At 42.4% G+C, this 18,351-nt stretch carries 16 protein-coding genes; 12 read left to right on the top strand and 4 right to left on the bottom strand.

Translation table 11 applies throughout. From position 1 onward, the window contains the following. Nucleotides 1-2: 2 nt before the first annotated feature. Complete coding sequence (locus tag B0O44_RS09330; RefSeq protein ID WP_110829582.1) at nt 3-722, bottom strand: YARHG domain-containing protein; 720 nt, start codon at nt 720-722, stop codon at nt 3-5. Nucleotides 723-779: 57 nt separating this feature from the next. Continuing rightward, nucleotides 780-1,331, bottom strand: coding sequence for a hypothetical protein (locus B0O44_RS09325; RefSeq protein ID WP_110829580.1), 552 nt, complete (start codon nt 1,329-1,331; stop codon nt 780-782). Between the two features lie 134 nt (nt 1,332-1,465). On the opposite strand from B0O44_RS09325, the gene B0O44_RS09320 reads away from it, so the two are divergent. The 4 genes from B0O44_RS09320 to B0O44_RS09305 all read left to right on the top strand — a co-directional run bounded on the left by B0O44_RS09320 (nt 1,466) and on the right by B0O44_RS09305 (nt 4,470). Continuing rightward, nucleotides 1,466-2,296 (top strand): AAC(3) family N-acetyltransferase, encoded by an 831-nt coding sequence (locus B0O44_RS09320; RefSeq protein ID WP_110829578.1) that lies wholly within the window; start codon nt 1,466-1,468, stop codon nt 2,294-2,296. Nucleotides 2,297-2,419: 123 nt separating this feature from the next. Next, nucleotides 2,420-3,208, top strand: coding sequence for an SDR family oxidoreductase (locus tag B0O44_RS09315; RefSeq protein WP_110829576.1), 789 nt, complete (start codon nt 2,420-2,422; stop codon nt 3,206-3,208). A gap of 37 nt (nt 3,209-3,245) precedes the next feature. Next, complete coding sequence (locus B0O44_RS09310) at nt 3,246-3,647, top strand: GlcG/HbpS family heme-binding protein (protein ID WP_110829575.1); 402 nt, start codon at nt 3,246-3,248, stop codon at nt 3,645-3,647. 19 nt (nt 3,648-3,666) lie between these two features. After that, nucleotides 3,667-4,470: a helix-turn-helix domain-containing protein gene (locus B0O44_RS09305; RefSeq protein ID WP_110829573.1), complete on the top strand. Its 804-nt coding sequence runs from the start codon at nt 3,667-3,669 to the stop codon at nt 4,468-4,470. 37 nt (nt 4,471-4,507) lie between these two features. Here B0O44_RS09305 and B0O44_RS09300 read toward each other — a convergent pair whose 3' ends face one another. Together B0O44_RS09300 and B0O44_RS09295 are read right to left on the bottom strand one after the other, a co-directional pair. Then, the gene (locus tag B0O44_RS09300; RefSeq protein ID WP_110829571.1) at nt 4,508-5,125 is read right to left on the bottom strand and encodes a hypothetical protein; all 618 of its coding nucleotides are present in this window, start codon (nt 5,123-5,125) and stop codon (nt 4,508-4,510) included. A 165-nt stretch (nt 5,126-5,290) separates the two neighbouring features. Next, the gene (locus B0O44_RS09295) at nt 5,291-6,184 is read right to left on the bottom strand and encodes a helix-turn-helix domain-containing protein (RefSeq protein WP_110829569.1); all 894 of its coding nucleotides are present in this window, start codon (nt 6,182-6,184) and stop codon (nt 5,291-5,293) included. Between the two features lie 167 nt (nt 6,185-6,351). Between B0O44_RS09295 and B0O44_RS09290 the strand changes: the two genes are divergently transcribed. The 8 genes from B0O44_RS09290 (at nt 6,352) to B0O44_RS09255 (ending at nt 18,273) form a co-directional block, all read left to right on the top strand. Further along, nucleotides 6,352-7,107, top strand: a complete 756-nt coding sequence (locus B0O44_RS09290) for a carboxymuconolactone decarboxylase family protein (RefSeq protein WP_110829567.1) — start codon at nt 6,352-6,354, stop codon at nt 7,105-7,107. 22 nt (nt 7,108-7,129) lie between these two features. Beyond that, on the top strand, nt 7,130-8,191 hold the full coding sequence (locus B0O44_RS09285; RefSeq protein WP_110829565.1) for an alpha/beta hydrolase: 1,062 nt from the start codon (nt 7,130-7,132) through the stop codon (nt 8,189-8,191). A gap of 4 nt (nt 8,192-8,195) precedes the next feature. Continuing rightward, nucleotides 8,196-8,684 carry a cupin domain-containing protein gene (locus B0O44_RS09280; RefSeq protein WP_110829563.1) on the top strand — a complete coding sequence of 163 codons (489 nt, stop codon included), beginning with the start codon at nt 8,196-8,198 and terminating at the stop codon, nt 8,682-8,684. A 138-nt stretch (nt 8,685-8,822) separates the two neighbouring features. Then, nucleotides 8,823-9,362 (top strand): RNA polymerase sigma factor, encoded by a 540-nt coding sequence (locus tag B0O44_RS09275; RefSeq protein WP_110829561.1) that lies wholly within the window; start codon nt 8,823-8,825, stop codon nt 9,360-9,362. A gap of 110 nt (nt 9,363-9,472) precedes the next feature. Continuing rightward, nucleotides 9,473-10,627 (top strand): FecR family protein, encoded by a 1,155-nt coding sequence (locus B0O44_RS09270; protein ID WP_110829559.1) that lies wholly within the window; start codon nt 9,473-9,475, stop codon nt 10,625-10,627. A gap of 266 nt (nt 10,628-10,893) precedes the next feature. Beyond that, a complete protein-coding gene (locus B0O44_RS09265) occupies nt 10,894-14,226 on the top strand; it encodes a SusC/RagA family TonB-linked outer membrane protein (protein ID WP_211321351.1) in 3,333 nt (1,110 codons plus the stop codon). 12 nt (nt 14,227-14,238) lie between these two features. Next, nucleotides 14,239-15,804, top strand: a complete 1,566-nt coding sequence (locus tag B0O44_RS09260; RefSeq protein ID WP_110829556.1) for a SusD/RagB family nutrient-binding outer membrane lipoprotein — start codon at nt 14,239-14,241, stop codon at nt 15,802-15,804. A gap of 54 nt (nt 15,805-15,858) precedes the next feature. After that, nucleotides 15,859-18,273, top strand: a complete 2,415-nt coding sequence (locus B0O44_RS09255) for a phosphocholine-specific phospholipase C (protein WP_110829555.1) — start codon at nt 15,859-15,861, stop codon at nt 18,271-18,273. The last annotated feature ends 78 nt before the right edge of the window (nt 18,274-18,351 follow it).

Raw genomic sequence — 18,351 nt, 5'->3', positions numbered from 1 at the left:
ACTTATCCTGCTACGTCAAACTTGACATACTTCAAAGCGCCATCAAATTCAAAAATCCACCAATACGCAAACTCATTGTTGTAATCCGTAGGGTACATCGTGTTTTGTTCGTCAAGTCTGGATCCTCCCTGGTTATTGAATTTGATCACTACTTTGCTCCCGTTAATATCAATGGAATAAGCCCTTACAAAATCTCCGTCATCTATGGTCATCTCGTACTTTGCTTTGTGTTTAAACCAGTTGATGTCCCCAATGCTCACCTTTTCCAGAGCCTTTTTCAAAAACTGAAAATCATTCTTGGTTTTCGAATAAGCAAACCGGCTGGAAAGTCCCTGCTGGTTATCGGCCAATACATATTGTTTCAGGACTTTAAGTTCAGCAAGCAGCTTTTCCCTTTCCCCTTTTAAATATAAAGTCCGGTCCTGAAACAATTTAATATTCTGTTTTTCAACATCGCTAAACACGATGTCGTTATTGTCCTTTACCCGTTTATACCATTCCTTTTGAGCATAATAGCTGTCCACCTCTCCCTGTTTAAAACGATATCCCTTTCTTGCAAAAAGATCGTTGGTTAGAAACCGCAGCTCATCAATGCTCAGGTTTTTCACCTGCTCTGTTTTAATCATCTTTGCAGAGCAGGAAACACAGTCTTTCAGGTCCTGCGCAACCGCAGCTTTAAAACTAAATAGGGTCAAAAGACCGAGGTAAAATATTCTCATCATAAGCCCAATTAAAATCCAACTGATGAATTTAACATAAATAGACTATACCCAATGCATTTAATGTTCCTGTTTTTCTATACATTTTTTGCTGATCCGGTTTTTCCTGTTTTCCATTAATTCCTGTACCAGCTGGTAATTATCTCTCAGCAGCCACAATTTCTTTTTCAGGACAAAAGTACAGGTGCTGGAAATCAGTGCCGGATCCATGGTATTAAAACGATAACTGGTCACTTTTTGCAGGGCCCAGTCCTTTTTATTCTTATCAAAACGGAACCAAAGCGTGTCCTGGTCAAGGTATTTTGGGGCAAAACGGATAGAAAACCACAACAACCCATTTTTAGTATTGTAGCTCATGTTGGCAAGGTGCTGATCATAGTCTTCGAAAAAACGGATTGTTTTTTTGAAGTGCTGTTTGCCCACTGAACAATCAACTTCAAAGGTATTGGTAGATGGATGGTGTAAAATGAAATCTGGTTTCCCATCATGATTTACATCTATTTTTTTTCCGGTCTGGGCAAAACAAGGATACACAGCAAAAAGACCTGTTAACAACAGGCAGGCACACCTTAAAAAAACAGCAGGAAAATTAATGCCAGCTTTACCCTTCATATCTTAAAAGTATTCAACCAAAATAATGCCACAACAAATAAAGCCTCACCTTAAATTCCTGATCAGGCAATTTAGCCTTATCTATTCGTTTCGGTTAATTAATCACTAATTTTATAGTGTAAAGCAGTATTCCCATGATAGAACAACAGGACCTCATAAGGGCTATAGAACAACTCGGTCTAAAAGGTGCTGAAGTCTGTATACATGCTTCACTCCGTTCTTTTGGTGAACCAGTAAACGGAGGAGCAAAAACCATCACCGATGCATTCCTGTCCTGCGGTTGTACCATTCTGGCGCCCGCATTTACCTATCATTATCAGGTTAAACCCATTCCCCCCTATATGCCCGAAAGAAACGGTGCAGGAGATTACACCTACTTTTTGAATGGGAGTTATGATGACACCGGGCAAATCTTTTCCATAACAGGCAAAGACATTTCCACCCAGGAGATGGGGCTATTGCCGGAATATATCCTGAGTCAACAGGAAAGCCATCGTGGAAACCATCCGCTCAACTCCTTTACGGCCATTGGTCCCAAAGCCAAAAAACTTACTGAAAATCAAAATCCGACAGACCTTTACGCATCTTTTAGGACCTTAACAGATGACAATGGCTTTGTACTGCTTATGGGTGTAGGCCTTGACAAGGCCACCATTATTCATTATGCCGAACAGCTCGCCGGCCGGACACCATTTATGCGCTGGGCACTGGACAAAGCTTACAATGTAATTCCTGTATTTACCGGAGGCTGCTCAGACGGCTTTGAAAACTTTGAAGGTATTTTAAAAAATACAGCAAGCGAAATTGAGGTTGGAAAAAGCCTTTGGCGCTGCTATAAAGCAAAAGACATCACCAGGCTATGTGCGAACGAAATCATCCGAAATCCACACATTACACATTGTGCTAATAGCCAGTGCGACCGGTGTAACGATGCCCTACTGGGAGGTCCTGTTTTAAATAACTGAAATCATTTTAAAAAATCCACCTCTTTTGCTGGCCTTTTCAGCAATATAAAATTGGCCTTTCCAGCAAGAAAAAATTCTGATTTATAAGACAATTTTGATTCATAAATTTTAAATCTATAAAAAATGAGCAAAACGATCTTAATTACAGGAGCAGCAAGCGGTTTCGGTAAAATTGCCGCCCTTGATCTGGCCACAAAAGGCCATAAAGTAATCGCAACCACACAGATTTATCCGCAAATGAGTGATCTGATCAGGGAAGCAAAAGAAAAAGGGATCGACCTTATCGTTGATAAGCTGGATGTGACGGATGCGCTGGACATTGCCAATGCCCTAAAAAAATACGATATCGACATTCTGATCAGCAATGCAGGCATTATGCAGGGTGGCCCCATAGCTGAACAGCCCCTGGACCTGATCCGTTCCATGTTTGAGACGAATGTGTTTGGTGCACTGGAACTGGCACAGGGTTTCATCAAAAAATTCGTCAAAAGGAAATCGGGAAAAATTGTATTTACCTCCTCAATGGGTGGTTTGTGGACTGTTCCTTATGTAGCAGCCTATTGTGCTTCCAAGCATGCGCTGGAAGCAATTGCTGAAGGCCTTAAGACAGAACTGGAGCCTTTCAACATTAAAATTGCTACCTGCAACCCTGGTGTGTTTGGGACAGGATTTAACGACCGTGGTGCCGACTCTATTTTTCGCTGGTATGACCCTGAAACCAACTTCACCCCTTCCACAGCCTTTGATGGGATGGCAGAGGCCCTGGCCAATCAGCTTGATCCGAAATCTATGGCCGATTGTATTGTAAATGTAGCACTGGACGACAACAGTAATTTCAGGAATGTCCATCCAAAAGAGACCGAAAATTTTGTAAAACAGCTGCAGGCCGAAGCCTGGACTGCGAAAAGCTAGAGCAGCACAACCTTTCCCTTTAACTAAAAAACATCAAATGAACATCACTTATAAACAGGCTGTAAAAGTACTTGAGGCCGCCATTGAAAAAGCAAAGAGCCTTAAAATACCAGTAAGTATAGCCGTAGTAGACACCGGAGGACACCTGGTCAGTTTTGCACGGCTGGACAGTGTTTTCGGTGTCATTGACTTTGCTGTTAAAAAAGCCAAAACCGCTGTCATGTTCGGAGTGGACAGCGACGTCATGGGAAGCATTATTGCAGCAGCAGAAATGCAAGGTTTTGGAATGCTCAACGCTAACCAGGGCCTGTTGACCATTGCCGGGGGTATCGTGTTGAAAAATAAAGAGGGCAATGTTATTGGTGCTATTGCTTCCTCAGGTGGTAGTCCTGCGCAGGATAAAGAAATTGCCATTTCCGGTGCAGCAGTAATTGCCTGAATTTTAAGATATTTGCCCTATGTCCGCCTCCAATAAAATCATCTTTGGAAATTTAGTTTATTCCTGTGTTTTTGAAAAACAAAGGGGAGATGAAGAATTTATACCTGATTTTTTTCTGGGTTTTCAGCTGTCCGGGGAAACTCATGCCTTCCATGCACATGGCCATACCATTGTTACCGAGAACACGGTTGTACTCGTCCGGAAAAACCAGTTGATCCGGACGGTTAAATATCCCAACAAATCAGGCAAATATCAGTTTGTTTCCATCACCCTGGACAAGGAAACCCTACAGCAATATGCTATTGAAAATAAGATCACAGTCGATACGCCCTTTCGGGGAAATCAAAAGCTTTTCTTTGAACCGGACGATTTTCTGCGCTCTTATTTTCTTTCCCTTGCCCCCTACATTAACAAAACAAAAGAGGCCACACCAAAACTGGCTGCATTAAAAATAAGGGAGGCCATGGAACTCCTCCTTCAAAGCAATCCTGACCTGAAAAACCTGTTGTTCGATTTTTCCGGATCTTACAAAACAGATCTGAAAGAATTCATGAACCAAAATTATATGTTTAATGTTCCACTGGAATCCCTTGCGGTGCTCACCGGACGCAGCCTCTCTACATTTAAACGGGATTTTGACAGAACCTTTAACATGCCACCTAAACGGTGGTTACTGGAAAGGCGTTTAGAGGAAGCGCATTACCTGATCAAGCACAAACGCCAAAAACCATCGGCCTTTTATCTGGATTTGGGCTTTGAGAACCTTTCCCATTTTTATTTCGCTTTTAAACAGAAATTTGGTGTAACAAGCACTAAGCTATAACAGCTTCCAAATTATAATTTATGCTTCGGGATCCTGCTCAATTGACAAAATCCACACGCTGTACCAGATAAGCCTTTCCAAAATTATTAGGGTCATGAGTTACCGTTGCCTTTACGGACCTCCATTTGGGTTGGATCGGTTTCTTATCCTCCCAGCTCTTCTGAACTTCTAAAAAATTTTGCCATATTTCTTCCAGTTGTGCTTTCACCGCTGGTGTGGTATAGGTCAGTTCCAGGTTCTCCCCGATATAATATTTATCCTCCTTTTTTCTCAACAAAATGGCCGTTCCCCCTGGGATAAAGGATCCCACGAGTGTCATATCAAAAGCCTCAGTTCCCTGGTATTTATTCTCGCTAACAATTCTTAAAAAATCAAACCATCTGTCTGAACCATCCGCAGGCGGATTTTCTATAATAGTGAACCGGGCCTTCACGCGATAAATATAGCCGGGTTTTCTGTCGGCAAATCCCCGCAGGGATGCATCGGCCTGTTTATTCTGCGGCAGGATTAATAAAGTTTCATTAAGGGAAGCATAACGGTGGTCCACCAGCAATTCTACTTCCTGCCCATTTTTAAGGTTAAAAGGACCGTACAATTTTTCCTTGGAGCATGCAGACAGGAAAAGAACAAAAAAGAGTAAATAAAGATTTTTCATAGTATAAGTAACAAATTAAAACACTAAACGTTACTACAGGTTAAAACGCTACACAAAATGTCAATTATTTTTTCTTAAAATCATTATAGGAGCATTTCTTAAAAAGCTTTATTTTTTGATCAATTTGCCCTATCGATACGCATTCAAGGATACCGTACTCCTTTTTTAATTCGCGCTTCTGTATTCATTTGGAGTCATTCCAACACGGTTTTTAAACAACCGGCTAAAGTGCTGAGGATACTTGAAACCCAATTCATAAGCAATTTCACTAACCGATTTATTGCGATCAAAAACCATGTTTTTGGCCACATCAATAATTTTATTCTGAATGTACTCCTGCGCAGACTTTCCTGTTTCCTTTTTGATCAGATCACCAAAATAATTGGCAGATAAATGCAATTCACCCGCGCAATAGGCAACAGAGGGCAAACCAATAGAATATGGTTTTTCTGATTCAAAATAACTGTTCAACAATTCCTCAAACCGCTCCAGAATACCTTTATTAACGGTGTCTCTTGTGATAAACTGCCGGTCATAAAACCGTTCACAATAATTCAAAAACAATTCAATATTTGATACAATCAACTGCTTACTGTGCTTATCAATTGCATGTTGCAATTCATATTCAATTTTTGACAGGCAATCCATTATAATTTTCCGTTCCTGTTCAGACAAATGCAAAGCTTCACTTACCGCATAGCTGAAAAATGAATACTCATGGATCTTCTTTCCTAAGGTTGTTCCATGTATCAGATCAGGATGAAACACCAGGGCAATTCCCTGAGGCTGATAATATTCCTCTTTATACTCCCCAATCACCTGTCCGGGGCCAAGAAATATTAATGTTCCTTCTTCATAATCATAGTTATTAAGTCCGTAACGAAGATCACCACATTTAATTTGCTTTAAAAAAATGGTATAAAATTCGTAACGCAAACGCCGGTGCACACGAGGCTCTGCCCTATCCAAATGCACAACACTGACCAAAGGATGTAAGGTTTCCTGGTTGTTAAAAGTATTGTATTCACTAATCTTAGCGAAACTGATTGCCTCTTCCATATCCTTCTATTGTTTCTTTGAAACAAAAATAAACATTCAAAAGTTTCTGCCGGGCCGCAAATACCCCAATCGGTAATATTGGTAGTAATAACCGTAATCCATCTACTGTCAGCAAATTAGTTCTTATCAACTTTGCTGCATCAGCGCATTGAAAATCAAAAACCAATATGAAGTTATTCAGAACAGCATCCTTATTAATTGCATTGGCAGGTCTAATTTCCAATGTAGCAGCACAACAAAAAAACACTATGGAAAAATCATTAAGTTCCAGAGAAACGCAGCTGGTCGGTATTGCTGCTTATACCGCAAAAGGCGATTTACTAAAACTAAAAAGGGAATTGAATACATCACTTAATGCCGGATTGACGATCAGTGAAATAAAAGAAGCCATTGTTCAACTTTATGCATACTGTGGTTTTCCCCGCAGTATCCGCGGACTTCAAACCCTAATGGTCGTGCTTGACGAACGAAAAGCGACAGGGATCAGCGATAAACCCGGGCCAGAAGCATCCCCGGTTAAAGATCAACGGGACAAATACGACCGGGGAAAAGAAATCCTGGAAAAACTGACAGGGACTCCGCAAAATGGACCCAGAGCCGGTTATGCGGCATTTGCCCCTGAAATAGAAATATTTCTGAAAGAACATTTGTTTGCCGATATTTTTGAACGGGACGTACTCAGCTATTCCGACAGGGAACTGGTAACCATATCCGTGCTCAGCAGTATTGGCGGTGTGGAACCCATGCTCAGTTCCCATTTTAACATTTGTCTTCACATAGGCCTAACTCCCGGGCAGTTACAGGAATTTGTACATCTTATAAAATCAAATCTGGGTGTAAAGGAAGCCAAATCGGCTCAAAACGTATTGGACCAAGTACTCCAAAGCAATGGAATAAAGGTCCGGTTTCCCAATAATTTATAACAAAAAATTAAAATTTAAAGAAATGAAAAAAATAACATCAATAGTGGCACTGGCCATGTCAATGACAGCCGCAGATACCGTAAACGCACAGCTCACTTCAAAGGCCCACCCTCAAAATCCCTATACCCTGGTTTATGAAGGGGCTATTGTTAAAAATGAAAAGGGAAAAGTAAATATCCACCCGGTTAGCTACCAGCTCAACGGCATTACGATCGCTGCCAATGTATATACCCCAGCAGATTATCAGGCCGAAAAAAAATATCCGGCCATAGTCGTCGCTCATCCAAATGGAGGCGTCAAAGAACAAACGGCCGGATTATATGCTCAACGTCTGGCCGAGTCGGGCTACATCACCATTGCTGCCGATGCAGCTTATCAGGGTGCCAGTGGTGGACAGCCACGTCATATCGATAAACCTGCAAACCGCATTGAAGACATTCGCGGTATGGCCGACTTTATTACCCGCTACGCTGGGGTCGATGCCAACCGCCTGGGTGTTTTAGGGATCTGTGGTGGCGGTGGTTATACGTTAAAAGCAGCACAAAGCGATAAACGATTTAAAGCTGTAGCCACCCTGAGCATGTTTAATTCAGGAGAAGTAAGACGTAATGGCTTCCAAAATTCTCAATTGGCAACCATTCAGGAACGTTTAAAGCAAGCTACAGATGCCCGGGCACAGGAAGCAGCAGGTGGAGAAGTGATTTATGCAGGTACCGGCAGTCCAACAGCAGCAGAAGTTGCCAAAATTCCGACCGATCTGTACCGGGAAGGATATGAGTATTATTACAAAACCCATGCACACCCAAACTCTACGTTTAAATATACCATAAGCAGCCTGTTGGACTTAATGACTTTCGATGCGGCCACAAATATGGATTTGATCAACCAACCCCTTTTGATGATGGCCGGAAGTAAAGCAGATAGCTATTACATGACAGAAGAGGCATTCAAAAAAGCCATCAATGCAAAAAACAAGGAATTGTTTTTGATTGAGGGCGCCACCCACATTCAAACCTATTGGAAGGCAGAATATGTGTCGCAAGCTGTGAATAAACTGGTAACTTTTTACCAAACCAATCTATAAAACAATGAAGCACAATTTTAAATATATACCGCTGGCCCTGATTGCCTTTTTTACGGCTTGCCACAACAACCAAAAAATGGAAAATGCAAAACAACAAAGCGCGCAGGTTTTCCCTAAGGGTAAAAAAATCAGCAATGGAAATTTTACCGGGACCGTGTACCTGCACCCGATGATCGCTGCCGACAGTATAAACACCGTTGATGTTGGAAATGTAACCTTTGAACCAGGGGCAAGATCCAAGTGGCACCTCCATCCGGCAGGACAAATTTTACTGGCTACCGGCGGGGTTGGCTATTATCAGGAAAAAGGGCAGGCTAAAATTATACTCCGCAAGGGAGATTCCATAAAGTGCCCGGCAAATGTACCGCACTGGCATGGTGCAAGTGCAGATACCGCTTTCAGTCAGGTTGCCATAACGGGCAGGGAGAAAGGCCCTACTGTATGGCTTGAAGCTGTCACAGAAGATACCTACCGGGGCGGCTCTGGTAAATAGCGGCCCTGGTGTATCTACACAAACGTTTGCGCTCAGAATGTTAAAATTTAATTTTTGGAATACGCCTGCTCCTTGATATATTCACAGCCTAAATACCCGGCTTTGGACTCTTATTGTAATCTTACAGATGGTCAGTTAATGGATCTGCTAAAATTGGGCGATGAGGCGGCTTATGCCGAAATCTACGACAGGTACTGGGCTATTTTATATCGTTATGCAAGAAAAATTCTGTTAAACGAAGATGAATCTGAAGATGTCGTCCAGGATATATTTGTCATGCTTTGGAGCAAGTCCAGGGAACTGGATATCCGGGTCTCCCTGTCTTCCTTTCTAAATGCATCCATCCGCAACCGCATTCTAAAACATTTTCAGCGGAGCAAGGTGCGCACCAATTACTTAAATTCCCTTCAGCAATTTATGGAAGAAGGGAAATGTATCACAGACCATTTGGTCAGAGAACGTGAACTGGCCGCCAGAATAGAGGCTGAACTGGCCTATCTGCCCGCAAAAATGCGGGAAGTATTTGAGTTAAGCCGAAAAGCACACCTTTCTTACAGGGAGATCTCTGAAAAATTAGCCATTTCCGAACTTACCGTTAAAAAACAAGTAAGCAATGCCACAAAGACATTAAAAATGAGACTTGCCGATACTTTTAGCCTCTTTTTTACAATTTTTTAATTTTTTTCTTCTCCATCTACTACTTTCGTCCGCGCTACGGTTCTTAGTCATATCCTGAAGCTGAAACTCAACTATAAATTGAGCTTCAGATCAGATAGAGGACCATAAAAATGGGAAATAAAAAATCGGACAAACTCCTGAATAAATACCTGAAAGGCAACGCTACTGATGAAGAAAATGCACTTGTCGAATCCTGGTTTTTAGAACAGACCAGCGATAAGAGCCAAACATTCGACGAGCCGGACTACTGGCAGGTTAAAGAGAAACTATGGACAAAAATCCAGGAGAAAAATGCCCACACCCAGCCCGTCAAACCCTTATGGCCAAAGATTGCCCTTTGTGCAGCAGTAATCCTGTTTACAGGCGTCTGTATTTTTCTGTTCAACCCTAAAAAACCAAGTTCCCAGATTTCCCGTTCGCCCGCTTATGCAAACGATATTGCCCCGGGGTCAAACCAAGCAATTTTAACCCTAAGTAACGGATCAAAGATTTCCCTTTCAAATGCAGAGAATGGAAAACTCGCCGAGCAGGCCGGAATTTCAATTACGAAGATCAACGGCAGGTTGGTGTATGAACTGAAAGATATGGATGTAAACCCCGGTCCGGATCAAAAAAACCTTACAAATATCATCTCGACCCCAAAAGGGGGACAATACCAGATTGCTTTGCCCGATGGGACGAAAGTTTGGTTAAATTCTGCTTCTTCGCTTAAATTTCCGCCAAGTTTTAAAAAGCAGCAGGAACGCCGGGTAGAATTAAACGGAGAAGCTTACTTCGAGGTTGCCAAGGATAAAAAGAGCCCTTTCCGGGTCATCACCAAAAATCAGACGGTACAGGTATTTGGTACACATTTCAATGTCAATTCTTACAATGATGAAGAAAATATCAAAACGACATTGCTGGAAGGATCTGTACGCGTATCGGTCCATAGCGGGCATGCGCAGTCAGAAGCACAATTTTTGAAACCCGGACAACAATCGAGCTTAACCTCTTCTGGTAAAATAGAAATCGCACCAGCCAATATAGAACAGGTGATGGCCTGGAAAAACGGCTACTTTCATTTCGAAAAAGACAATCTGTTTACCGTAATGAGACAACTAGAAAGATGGTATAATGTAGAAGTCGTTTATCAGGGCCTTAATTCAGATGACGAATTTGTTGGAGATATCCCCCGTTCAGTCCACTTATCTGAGGCGTTGAAGATCCTGGAATATGGCGGGGCCCGCTTCAAAATTGAAGGCAGAAAAATAATTGTAACCAAATAACAGAGTTTTCATTTAAACCACTTGTGTATGAACAAATAACTATCTAGCCAAATCCACATGGGTAAAAAAAACCGGACCCTGGTTGCAACAGGATCCGGCAGCATTCCACCCGGATAAATCAGAATGGAAAAAGTCCAGGAAGATTTCAGAAAATACCTTGTTAAATAAATTGTGAATTAACCCAAACATTCAAAAGTATGAATTTAAGTTTATGCAGAAAAGCCTCTTTTAAGAGGAGGTTTTTCTCATTTAAAATTTTATTGGCAATGAAACTGACAATTGTTGTATTAATTATCGGATGCCTTCAGGTCTCGGCTAAAGGATATGGTCAGAAAATTACTTTGTCAAAACAAAACAGCTCGTTCAGCAGTCTTTTTGAGCACATTAAAAAACAGACTGGCTATAGCTTTTTTTACAATAATAAATCTTTCAAAGCAGCAGGCAAGATTAGCATTGATCTAAAAGACGCGGGTATGGACGAAGCCCTGACCGTCATTTTAAAAGGCCAACCTTTCACTTATATCATCATAGATAAGACGGTTGTGATTAAAAAACAGCCCCCTGTTGTTTCCCGTCCTATGGAAGTGTCTGTTAATTTAATTAATGTGCATGGTTTAATAACCGATGCCGAAGGTAAGCCATTGCCCGGAGCTTCAGTTCAAATCAAAGGCACTAAGGAAGGCACAACTTCCAGTGTGGCCGGTCAATTTTCAATCCATGCAAAGGCCGGGGACGTCCTGGTGATCAAGTACGTTGGTTTTGTAACAAAGGAGCTTACGGTAACTTCTTCAGAAGCTGCCTTAACTGTAGTTATGGAAGCGGTAAAACAAAACCTGGAGGAAATTGTGGTCACCGCATTGGGCATAAAAAGAGCCGAAAAGTCATTGGGTTATGCTGTCCAGAAGATTAGCGGAGAGAAGCTACAGACCGTTAAAGGTGTAGATATCGGCACTTCATTGACCGGGCAAATCTCTGGTCTTGTGGTAAAAAATTCCACAGAGTTTAATGCCAGACCCACACTGGAACTCAGAGGCGAGAATGCTTTGCTGGTTATTGATGGTGTACCCTATGGAAATATGACCTTAAGAGACGTGCCCACAGATGATATTGAAAGCATGGATCTACTCAAAGGTTCTACCGCATCAGCCCTTTATGGTTCAAGAGCTGAAGGTGGGGTTTTATTGATCACCACAAAAAAAGGAGCTGCAGGAAAAGGCCTTGCTATAGATGTTAACAGCAATACCATGTTCCAGCTTGGCTTTTTAGCCATACCTAAAGTGCAATCTTCTTACGGTCGCGGCCAGAACGGAAAGATTGATAACGATTACGTTTGGGGCCCAAAATTAGATGCAGGAAACACTGCCAGGGACTGGAATCCGGTCACTAAACAATTTGAAGATGGCAGGCCCCTGGTTTCAGTTGGCAAAGACAACCTGAAAAATTTTATGAACACAGGGCTGGTCACCAACAACAATATTGCCATTGCACAGACCGGAGAAAACGGAAGTTTCAGAATAGGGCTTAACCACGTTTACAATAAGGGGCAATTTCCGAATCAGGAATTAAATATGATGAATTTTACTTCCGGTGGGGAGATCCGGATTAATGATAAATTCAAAATAGAGAGCCGTTTTGGTGTAAGCAGACGTTCGGCACCCCAAATATGGGGCGCAGGCTACGGCACCCAGGGCTATCTCTATCAGCTGACCATGTGGACAGGTACTGAATATGACATCCGGGATTACAAGGATTATTGGAAGGTTCCCAATAAAACACAGAACTGGATGTACACCAACTGGTATGACAACCCCTATCTGATTGCTTATGAAAAGTTAGATGGAATTACCCAAAACACGGTAAATGCAAATGTTACAGCAAATTATAAATTCAGCAAAGATTTTAACCTGATGCTGCGTTTGGGCTATGACAATTACAACAATAAAGAGACCATGACCAATCCTACTGCAAATATATTTTCCACACGGGGCAAAGATATTGGCGGATGGGATGCCAAAGGTTTATACCGTTTATATAAAACCTGGGGTTTCAGCACCAATAATGACCTGATTTTAACGTACAACAAGAAGGTGAATAAATGGTCATTTGATGGCTTAGCCGGAGGAACCTTATATTATTATGTGGATGAAAGTTTGAATGCAGCGACAAAGGGAGGACTGATCTCGCCCCGCTTCTTTTCTTTAAAAGGCTCTGTTGAACCAGCTACCATCAATCAGGGCGGATCCTCAAGGCAAATTAACAGCTTGTATGGCCGGGCTTCAGTGGGCTGGAACGATGCTGTATTTTTTGATTTTACAGGCAGAAATGACTGGAACTCTGCCCAGCCAAAAACATCCAGGTCATTTTTCTATCCTTCCTTAGGTTCCAGTGTTGTACTTTCCGAGCTGATCAAAATGCCAGCTGCCATCGACATGCTCAAACTCCGGGGATCCTGGACGGTGTTTAAATATGCTTCAGATCCTTACAACATCAACAGTCCCTATTCCACAAGAACATCTGCCTGGAACACTTTGAATGCCGCAGATTATCCATCTTACCTGGTGGCCGACGGTGTACTTCCAACCTCTGCAAGAACCTGGGAAGTCGGTGCTGCAGGTTATTTATTCCAAAAACGTTTGCATTTTGATGTGGCCTATTTCAACAAGTATTATTACAACAGGCAAACAGACTTAAAGCAAGCCGGGAATACCGCTTACCTGCCCGTCTCCACAGGCTTTAATATGGTTATTGTCAACACAAAAGAAACCTATGAAAGAAGGGGCATGGAAATTACCGTAGACGGATCGCCTATAAAAACAAAGGATTTTGAATGGCGCAGTACCATCAACTGGTCTAAACAGCACCGTTATTATGTAGATACAGATCCGATCTATACACCAGATAAACTCTGGTCAAAAAAGGGAGAAAGGATGGATACCTACACCAAGACTTACTGGCTCAGGGACCCTCAGGGAAATATCATTTACAATAATGGTTTTCCGGTAGAAAGTGATTACGAGAAGAAATATGGCTATGGAGATCCCGATTTCAGCTTTGGATTTATCAACAACTTCAGGTATAAGAACTGGAACCTGGGCATTAACATTGATGGCAGGATAGGTGGCTTAATGTACAATTATATGTATGATAAAATGTGGGACAGTGGTACCAATCCCGATTCTGATAATCAATACCGTTATGACCAGGTGGTGAAGGGACTGAACAATTATATAGGCAATGGGGTCAAGGTGATTTCGGGTGGTGTTACCTATGATAAATATGGCAACATTACCAGTGATACCCGGCAATATGCTAAAAATGATGTCCAGGTTGGCTATCAGGATTTCGCACAAACATTCAGAGGTGGGGATATGGGCATCCAAAGCGAATCCTTCGTTAAACTTCGCGAGGTTTCCCTGGGTTATTCTTTCCCGGCCAAACTTGCAGGTAAGCTCGGTGTTAAAAGAGCCTCCATTTCGGTGACTGGTCAGAATTTGTTTTTATGGACAAACTTTAAATACTCAGATCCCGATGTGGATACAGAGAACCTGAATTCACCCTCTCAACGAATGCTCGGTTTTAACATCAAAGTAGGTTTTTAAATACATGTAATTATGAAAAGTAAATCTTTAAAATATATCGTATTGTTACCCGTATTGATGCTCATGATCAATGCTTGTAAAAAATTTGATGACATCAATACAAATCCAAACGCGACCACTGAAGTCACTTCAGGTTTGCTGGCCACCTCTTTGATTTTAAATGTGACCAGAACGGACATCAGCAGCCAAAAATCTTTTATGCAACCCTTTCTGCTGGGAAAATATTTAACCTGGGGAGAAGGTCAGGAAAATTTCCAGTACAATAAACTTGGCCGGACAGATTTTAACAGGATGAGCATATTAAGGGATATTCCTTATATGGAAAACTATGCGACAAGTGACGGGCTTAAAAAGTCTTATCAGGCTTTGGGGCATTTTATAAGGGCCTGGCAATTTTTCATAGCCACCATGCAGGTTGGAGATATCCCTTATGCAGAAGCGATCAAAGGAAAAAGCGACGCTGTCCTGCAGCCGAAATACGACAGCCAGAAACAAGTTTTTTTGGGAATATTGAACGAACTGGACCAGGCAGATCAACTATTTGCCCAGGGAAGCAATTTTGATGGCGATCCGATTTACTCAGGAAAGGTAGACAACTGGAGAAGGCTAACCAATAGTTTTGAACTGCATGTGCTGTTGAACCTCTATAAAAAAACGAGCGATGCCGATCTTAAAGTTATCGAACGGTTTAACCGCATTGTGACCGACAGGCCGCTGATGCGCAATTACAATGACAATTTTGCTTTAGCTTACAGCAACATCACCAATCAGAATTATCCATGGTCCGATGTACCCGCAGGCTCCGGTAACTCCTTCGTTAAATCAAATTACACCATGCTTTCCAACACCCTGCTGGATCCATTAAAAGCAATGAATGATAAACGTTTGTTTTACTATGCCAGACCTTCGGCCGTTAAACTGGCGGCCGGCCTTTTACAATCGGACTATAACGCTTATCCCGGAGCAGAACCTTCCAATGCATTTGCAAATTTGCAAACCCAGCGGGTAGGAAAAGATTACGCAGACATCAATTATCGCTATGTACAACTGGTTAATGCAGAACCAGTAAGTGTATTCAGTTATTGGGACCTGCAGTTTATTCTGGCAGAAGCGACCATCAGGGGGTGGATCAGCGGAACGACCGCCCAGGCTTATTATGCATTGGGCATTACCAGTTCCATGAGTTTCATTGCAGCCAATACACCTGATGTACCAGATTACAACCACAACATGAAAATGGATGCCACTTATATTAATGCCTATCCGGCCAGTTCAGCTGTAGCCCTTTCGGGTACAACCGAGCAACAGATTTCGCAGGTCATTACTCAAAAATACCTTGCTAATTTTCTGCAGGGCAGTAAATATCAGGCCTGGTTTGAAAACAGAAGAACGGGCTATCCCCTATTTAATTTGAATAGCTCAACGAATTTAAATAACCCATCCACTAAAATGCCCCTGAGGTGGTTGTATCCTTCCAATGAACTCGATTATAATGCAAAAAATGTCTCTGATGCCATTCAAAGTCAATACGGCGGCAGTGATGACACCAACCAAACCATGTGGGTTTTAAAGAATTAATGACCTGAAAGCCTGCCGGGAACAAAATCCGGCAGGCTTTATTTGAACAAAAAAATGGATAACAGAAGAGATTTTATAAAGAAAGCTTCCTTACTGGCCGGCACCTTTGGTCTTTCCGGTATTTTGCCACCTTCTATTCAAAGGGCCCTGGCCATCAACCCCGATCCGGGAACAACCTATCTTGATGCCGAGCACGTGGTTTTTCTCATGCAGGAAAACCGGTCTTTTGATCATGTGTTTGGTTCCTTAAAAGGGGTACGTGGATTTAATGACCCAAGAGCAATTACATTGGCCAATAACTATCCTGTGTGGCTGCAGACCAATAAAAAAAACGAAACCTACGCCCCTTTCCGCTTAAACATTAAAGATACAAAAGCAACCTGGATGAGTTCTTTGCCCCATTCCTGGGACAACCAGGTAGATGCAAGAAACAATGGAAAATTCGATGGCTGGCTTGAGGCCAAAAGGTCTGGGAACAAAGCCTATGCAGATATGCCTTTAACCATGGGCTATTACAACAGAGAAGATGTTCCTTTCTACTACGCATTGGCCGATGCCTTTACCGTTTGCGACCATAATTTCTGTTCTTCATTAACCGGGACCAGTCCAAACCGTTGCTTCTTCTGGACTGCTAAAATCAGAGAAGAGCAGAATGCAGCATCAAAGCCCCACTTATCAAATGGTGATATTGACGGTTCAGAAAGGATCTCCTGGAGTACTTTTCCGGAACGTTTAAGTGCCCATGATATAGACTGGAAAATTTACCAGAATGAATTGAGCGCAGGTGTCGGTTTTGAAGGGGAACAAGACGAGTGGTTGGGAAATTTCACCGATAATCCGATCGAATTTTTCAAACAATATCATGTAAAAAGACACCCTGAGCACATTTCTTTTTTAAAAAAGAGCCAGGCAGAGCTGACCCTAAAAATTCAGGAGAAAGCAGATCCCAAGCTTCAAAAAAAATTAACCTGGGTAACTAAAGAACTGGATTTTCTGGAACAAAACCCGCTGGAGCAGTTAAGCCCGCAGCAACAGGACCTCCACCGCAGGGCATTTGTAACCAACCGCAATGACCCCGATTATCACCGTCTGGAAGACATTACCTACCTGGACAATGGAATCCAGAGAACAGTCCGTGTTCCAAAAGGCGATGTTTTACACCAGTTCAGGGCAGATGTGGATAAAGGCAAATTGCCGGCAGTTTCCTGGTTGGTCGCCCCCTGCAACTTTTCTGATCACCCAAGCGCACCCTGGTACGGGGCCTGGTACCTTTCTGAAGTCATTGATATTTTAACAAAAAACCCCGAGGTATGGAAAAAGACGATTTTTGTCTTAACCTACGATGAAAATGACGGCTATTTTGACCATATGCCTCCCTTTGTCGCTCCAAACCCTAAAAACCCTGCCACCGGGCTGGTTTCAGCTTCCCTGGATATTTCGGCAGAGTTTGTGCCTGCAGAAAAAGACATCAGGGAAAGTCCTGTTGGTTTAGGCTACCGGGTGCCTATGGTTGTGGTTTCTCCCTGGAGCCGCGGAGGTTATGTAAATTCTCAGGTTTTTGACCATACCTCCTCCATTCAGTTTCTGGAGCATTTTTTAAGTCATAAAACCGGAAAAAAAGTCCATGAAGACAACATCACCTCCTGGAGGCGCAGTTTGTGCGGAGACCTGACCACAGTGTTCAGGCCATATCATGGAGAAAAACTCTCTTTACCAAAAAAAATAGAACGAAAACCTTTTATCGAGGGTATTCATAAAGCGAGGTTTGCCAAATTACCGGACAATTTCAAAAGCCTCTCTCAAAAAGAGATTTTAGAAGTCATTAAAGACCCCCTTAAAACAAGCCACCTTCCCAAACAGGAACCGGGAATAAAACCCGCAAACGCTTTGCCTTATGAGGTCTATGCCCATGGAAAACTGGATCAGCTCAAAGGCGAATTTCATGTCGCTTTTACCGCCGGGAATACCTATTTTGGTGAGGCTGCCAGTGGAGTAGGCTTTAACGTATATGCCGCTGATGATTGCTGGGCCTTTACCGCAGCGGCCGGAGATACCTTACATTATCAATGGCCGCTGGAAAAGTTTAAGCAGCAGCAATATGATTTAAAAATCTACAGCGCAAACGGTTTTTACAGAAGGTATAAAGGTAACCTTAAGGATCCGGATTTATCGGCCACTTTGAGCTATGAACACAAAAAGAGCAGCCTGGTTTTGCAATTAAAAAGAGAAGCGGGCATGGAAGAAATAAAATTTGTGCTCACCGACTTGTCTTATGGACAAGGGCATCGGGAAATTGTGCTCGCAAAGGGCCAAACAGAGCTTAGGGTCACCATAGACCTCAGTAAAAGTTATAACTGGTACGACCTGATCTTAAAAACAGATCAATACCCGGCTTTCAGCCAGCAATTTGCCGGTCACCTGGAACGTCAGGCAGAAAGTTTTACCGACCCCCTTTTAGGTGGCTTATAATTTAAAAACCATGCTCTATAAAGAGAAAGGACCATTGGTTTTCACATGAAGTATAGGAAAACCAATGGTCCTTTTTTC

It is taken from the genome of Pedobacter nutrimenti, from assembly GCF_003208655.1.
Taxonomy (GTDB): Bacteria; Bacteroidota; Bacteroidia; order Sphingobacteriales; family Sphingobacteriaceae; genus Pedobacter; species Pedobacter nutrimenti.
Note: the sequence above shows the minus strand (reverse complement) of the source record. Positions and strands in the feature narration are given on the sequence as shown.

What these genes read in the sequence shown, in the direction of transcription:
- B0O44_RS09330 (WP_110829582.1), bottom strand. Translation starts at nt 722, where the DNA reads ATGATGAGAATATTTTACCTCGGTCTTTTGACCCTATTTAGTTTTAAA.
- B0O44_RS09300 (WP_110829571.1), bottom strand. Translation starts at nt 5,125, where the DNA reads ATGAAAAATCTTTATTTACTCTTTTTTGTTCTTTTCCTGTCTGCATGC.
- B0O44_RS09295 (WP_110829569.1), bottom strand. Translation starts at nt 6,184, where the DNA reads ATGGAAGAGGCAATCAGTTTCGCTAAGATTAGTGAATACAATACTTTT.
- B0O44_RS09315 (WP_110829576.1), top strand. Translation starts at nt 2,420, where the DNA reads ATGAGCAAAACGATCTTAATTACAGGAGCAGCAAGCGGTTTCGGTAAA.
- B0O44_RS09310 (WP_110829575.1), top strand. Translation starts at nt 3,246, where the DNA reads ATGAACATCACTTATAAACAGGCTGTAAAAGTACTTGAGGCCGCCATT.
- B0O44_RS09270 (WP_110829559.1), top strand. Translation starts at nt 9,473, where the DNA reads ATGGGAAATAAAAAATCGGACAAACTCCTGAATAAATACCTGAAAGGC.
- B0O44_RS09320 (WP_110829578.1), top strand. Translation starts at nt 1,466, where the DNA reads ATGATAGAACAACAGGACCTCATAAGGGCTATAGAACAACTCGGTCTA.
- B0O44_RS09305 (WP_110829573.1), top strand. Translation starts at nt 3,667, where the DNA reads ATGTCCGCCTCCAATAAAATCATCTTTGGAAATTTAGTTTATTCCTGT.
- B0O44_RS09255 (WP_110829555.1), top strand. Translation starts at nt 15,859, where the DNA reads ATGGATAACAGAAGAGATTTTATAAAGAAAGCTTCCTTACTGGCCGGC.
- B0O44_RS09285 (WP_110829565.1), top strand. Translation starts at nt 7,130, where the DNA reads ATGAAAAAAATAACATCAATAGTGGCACTGGCCATGTCAATGACAGCC.
- B0O44_RS09275 (WP_110829561.1), top strand. Translation starts at nt 8,823, where the DNA reads ATGGATCTGCTAAAATTGGGCGATGAGGCGGCTTATGCCGAAATCTAC.
- B0O44_RS09280 (WP_110829563.1), top strand. Translation starts at nt 8,196, where the DNA reads ATGAAGCACAATTTTAAATATATACCGCTGGCCCTGATTGCCTTTTTT.
- B0O44_RS09265 (WP_211321351.1), top strand. Translation starts at nt 10,894, where the DNA reads ATGAAACTGACAATTGTTGTATTAATTATCGGATGCCTTCAGGTCTCG.
- B0O44_RS09260 (WP_110829556.1), top strand. Translation starts at nt 14,239, where the DNA reads ATGAAAAGTAAATCTTTAAAATATATCGTATTGTTACCCGTATTGATG.
- B0O44_RS09325 (WP_110829580.1), bottom strand. Translation starts at nt 1,331, where the DNA reads ATGAAGGGTAAAGCTGGCATTAATTTTCCTGCTGTTTTTTTAAGGTGT.
- B0O44_RS09290 (WP_110829567.1), top strand. Translation starts at nt 6,352, where the DNA reads ATGAAGTTATTCAGAACAGCATCCTTATTAATTGCATTGGCAGGTCTA.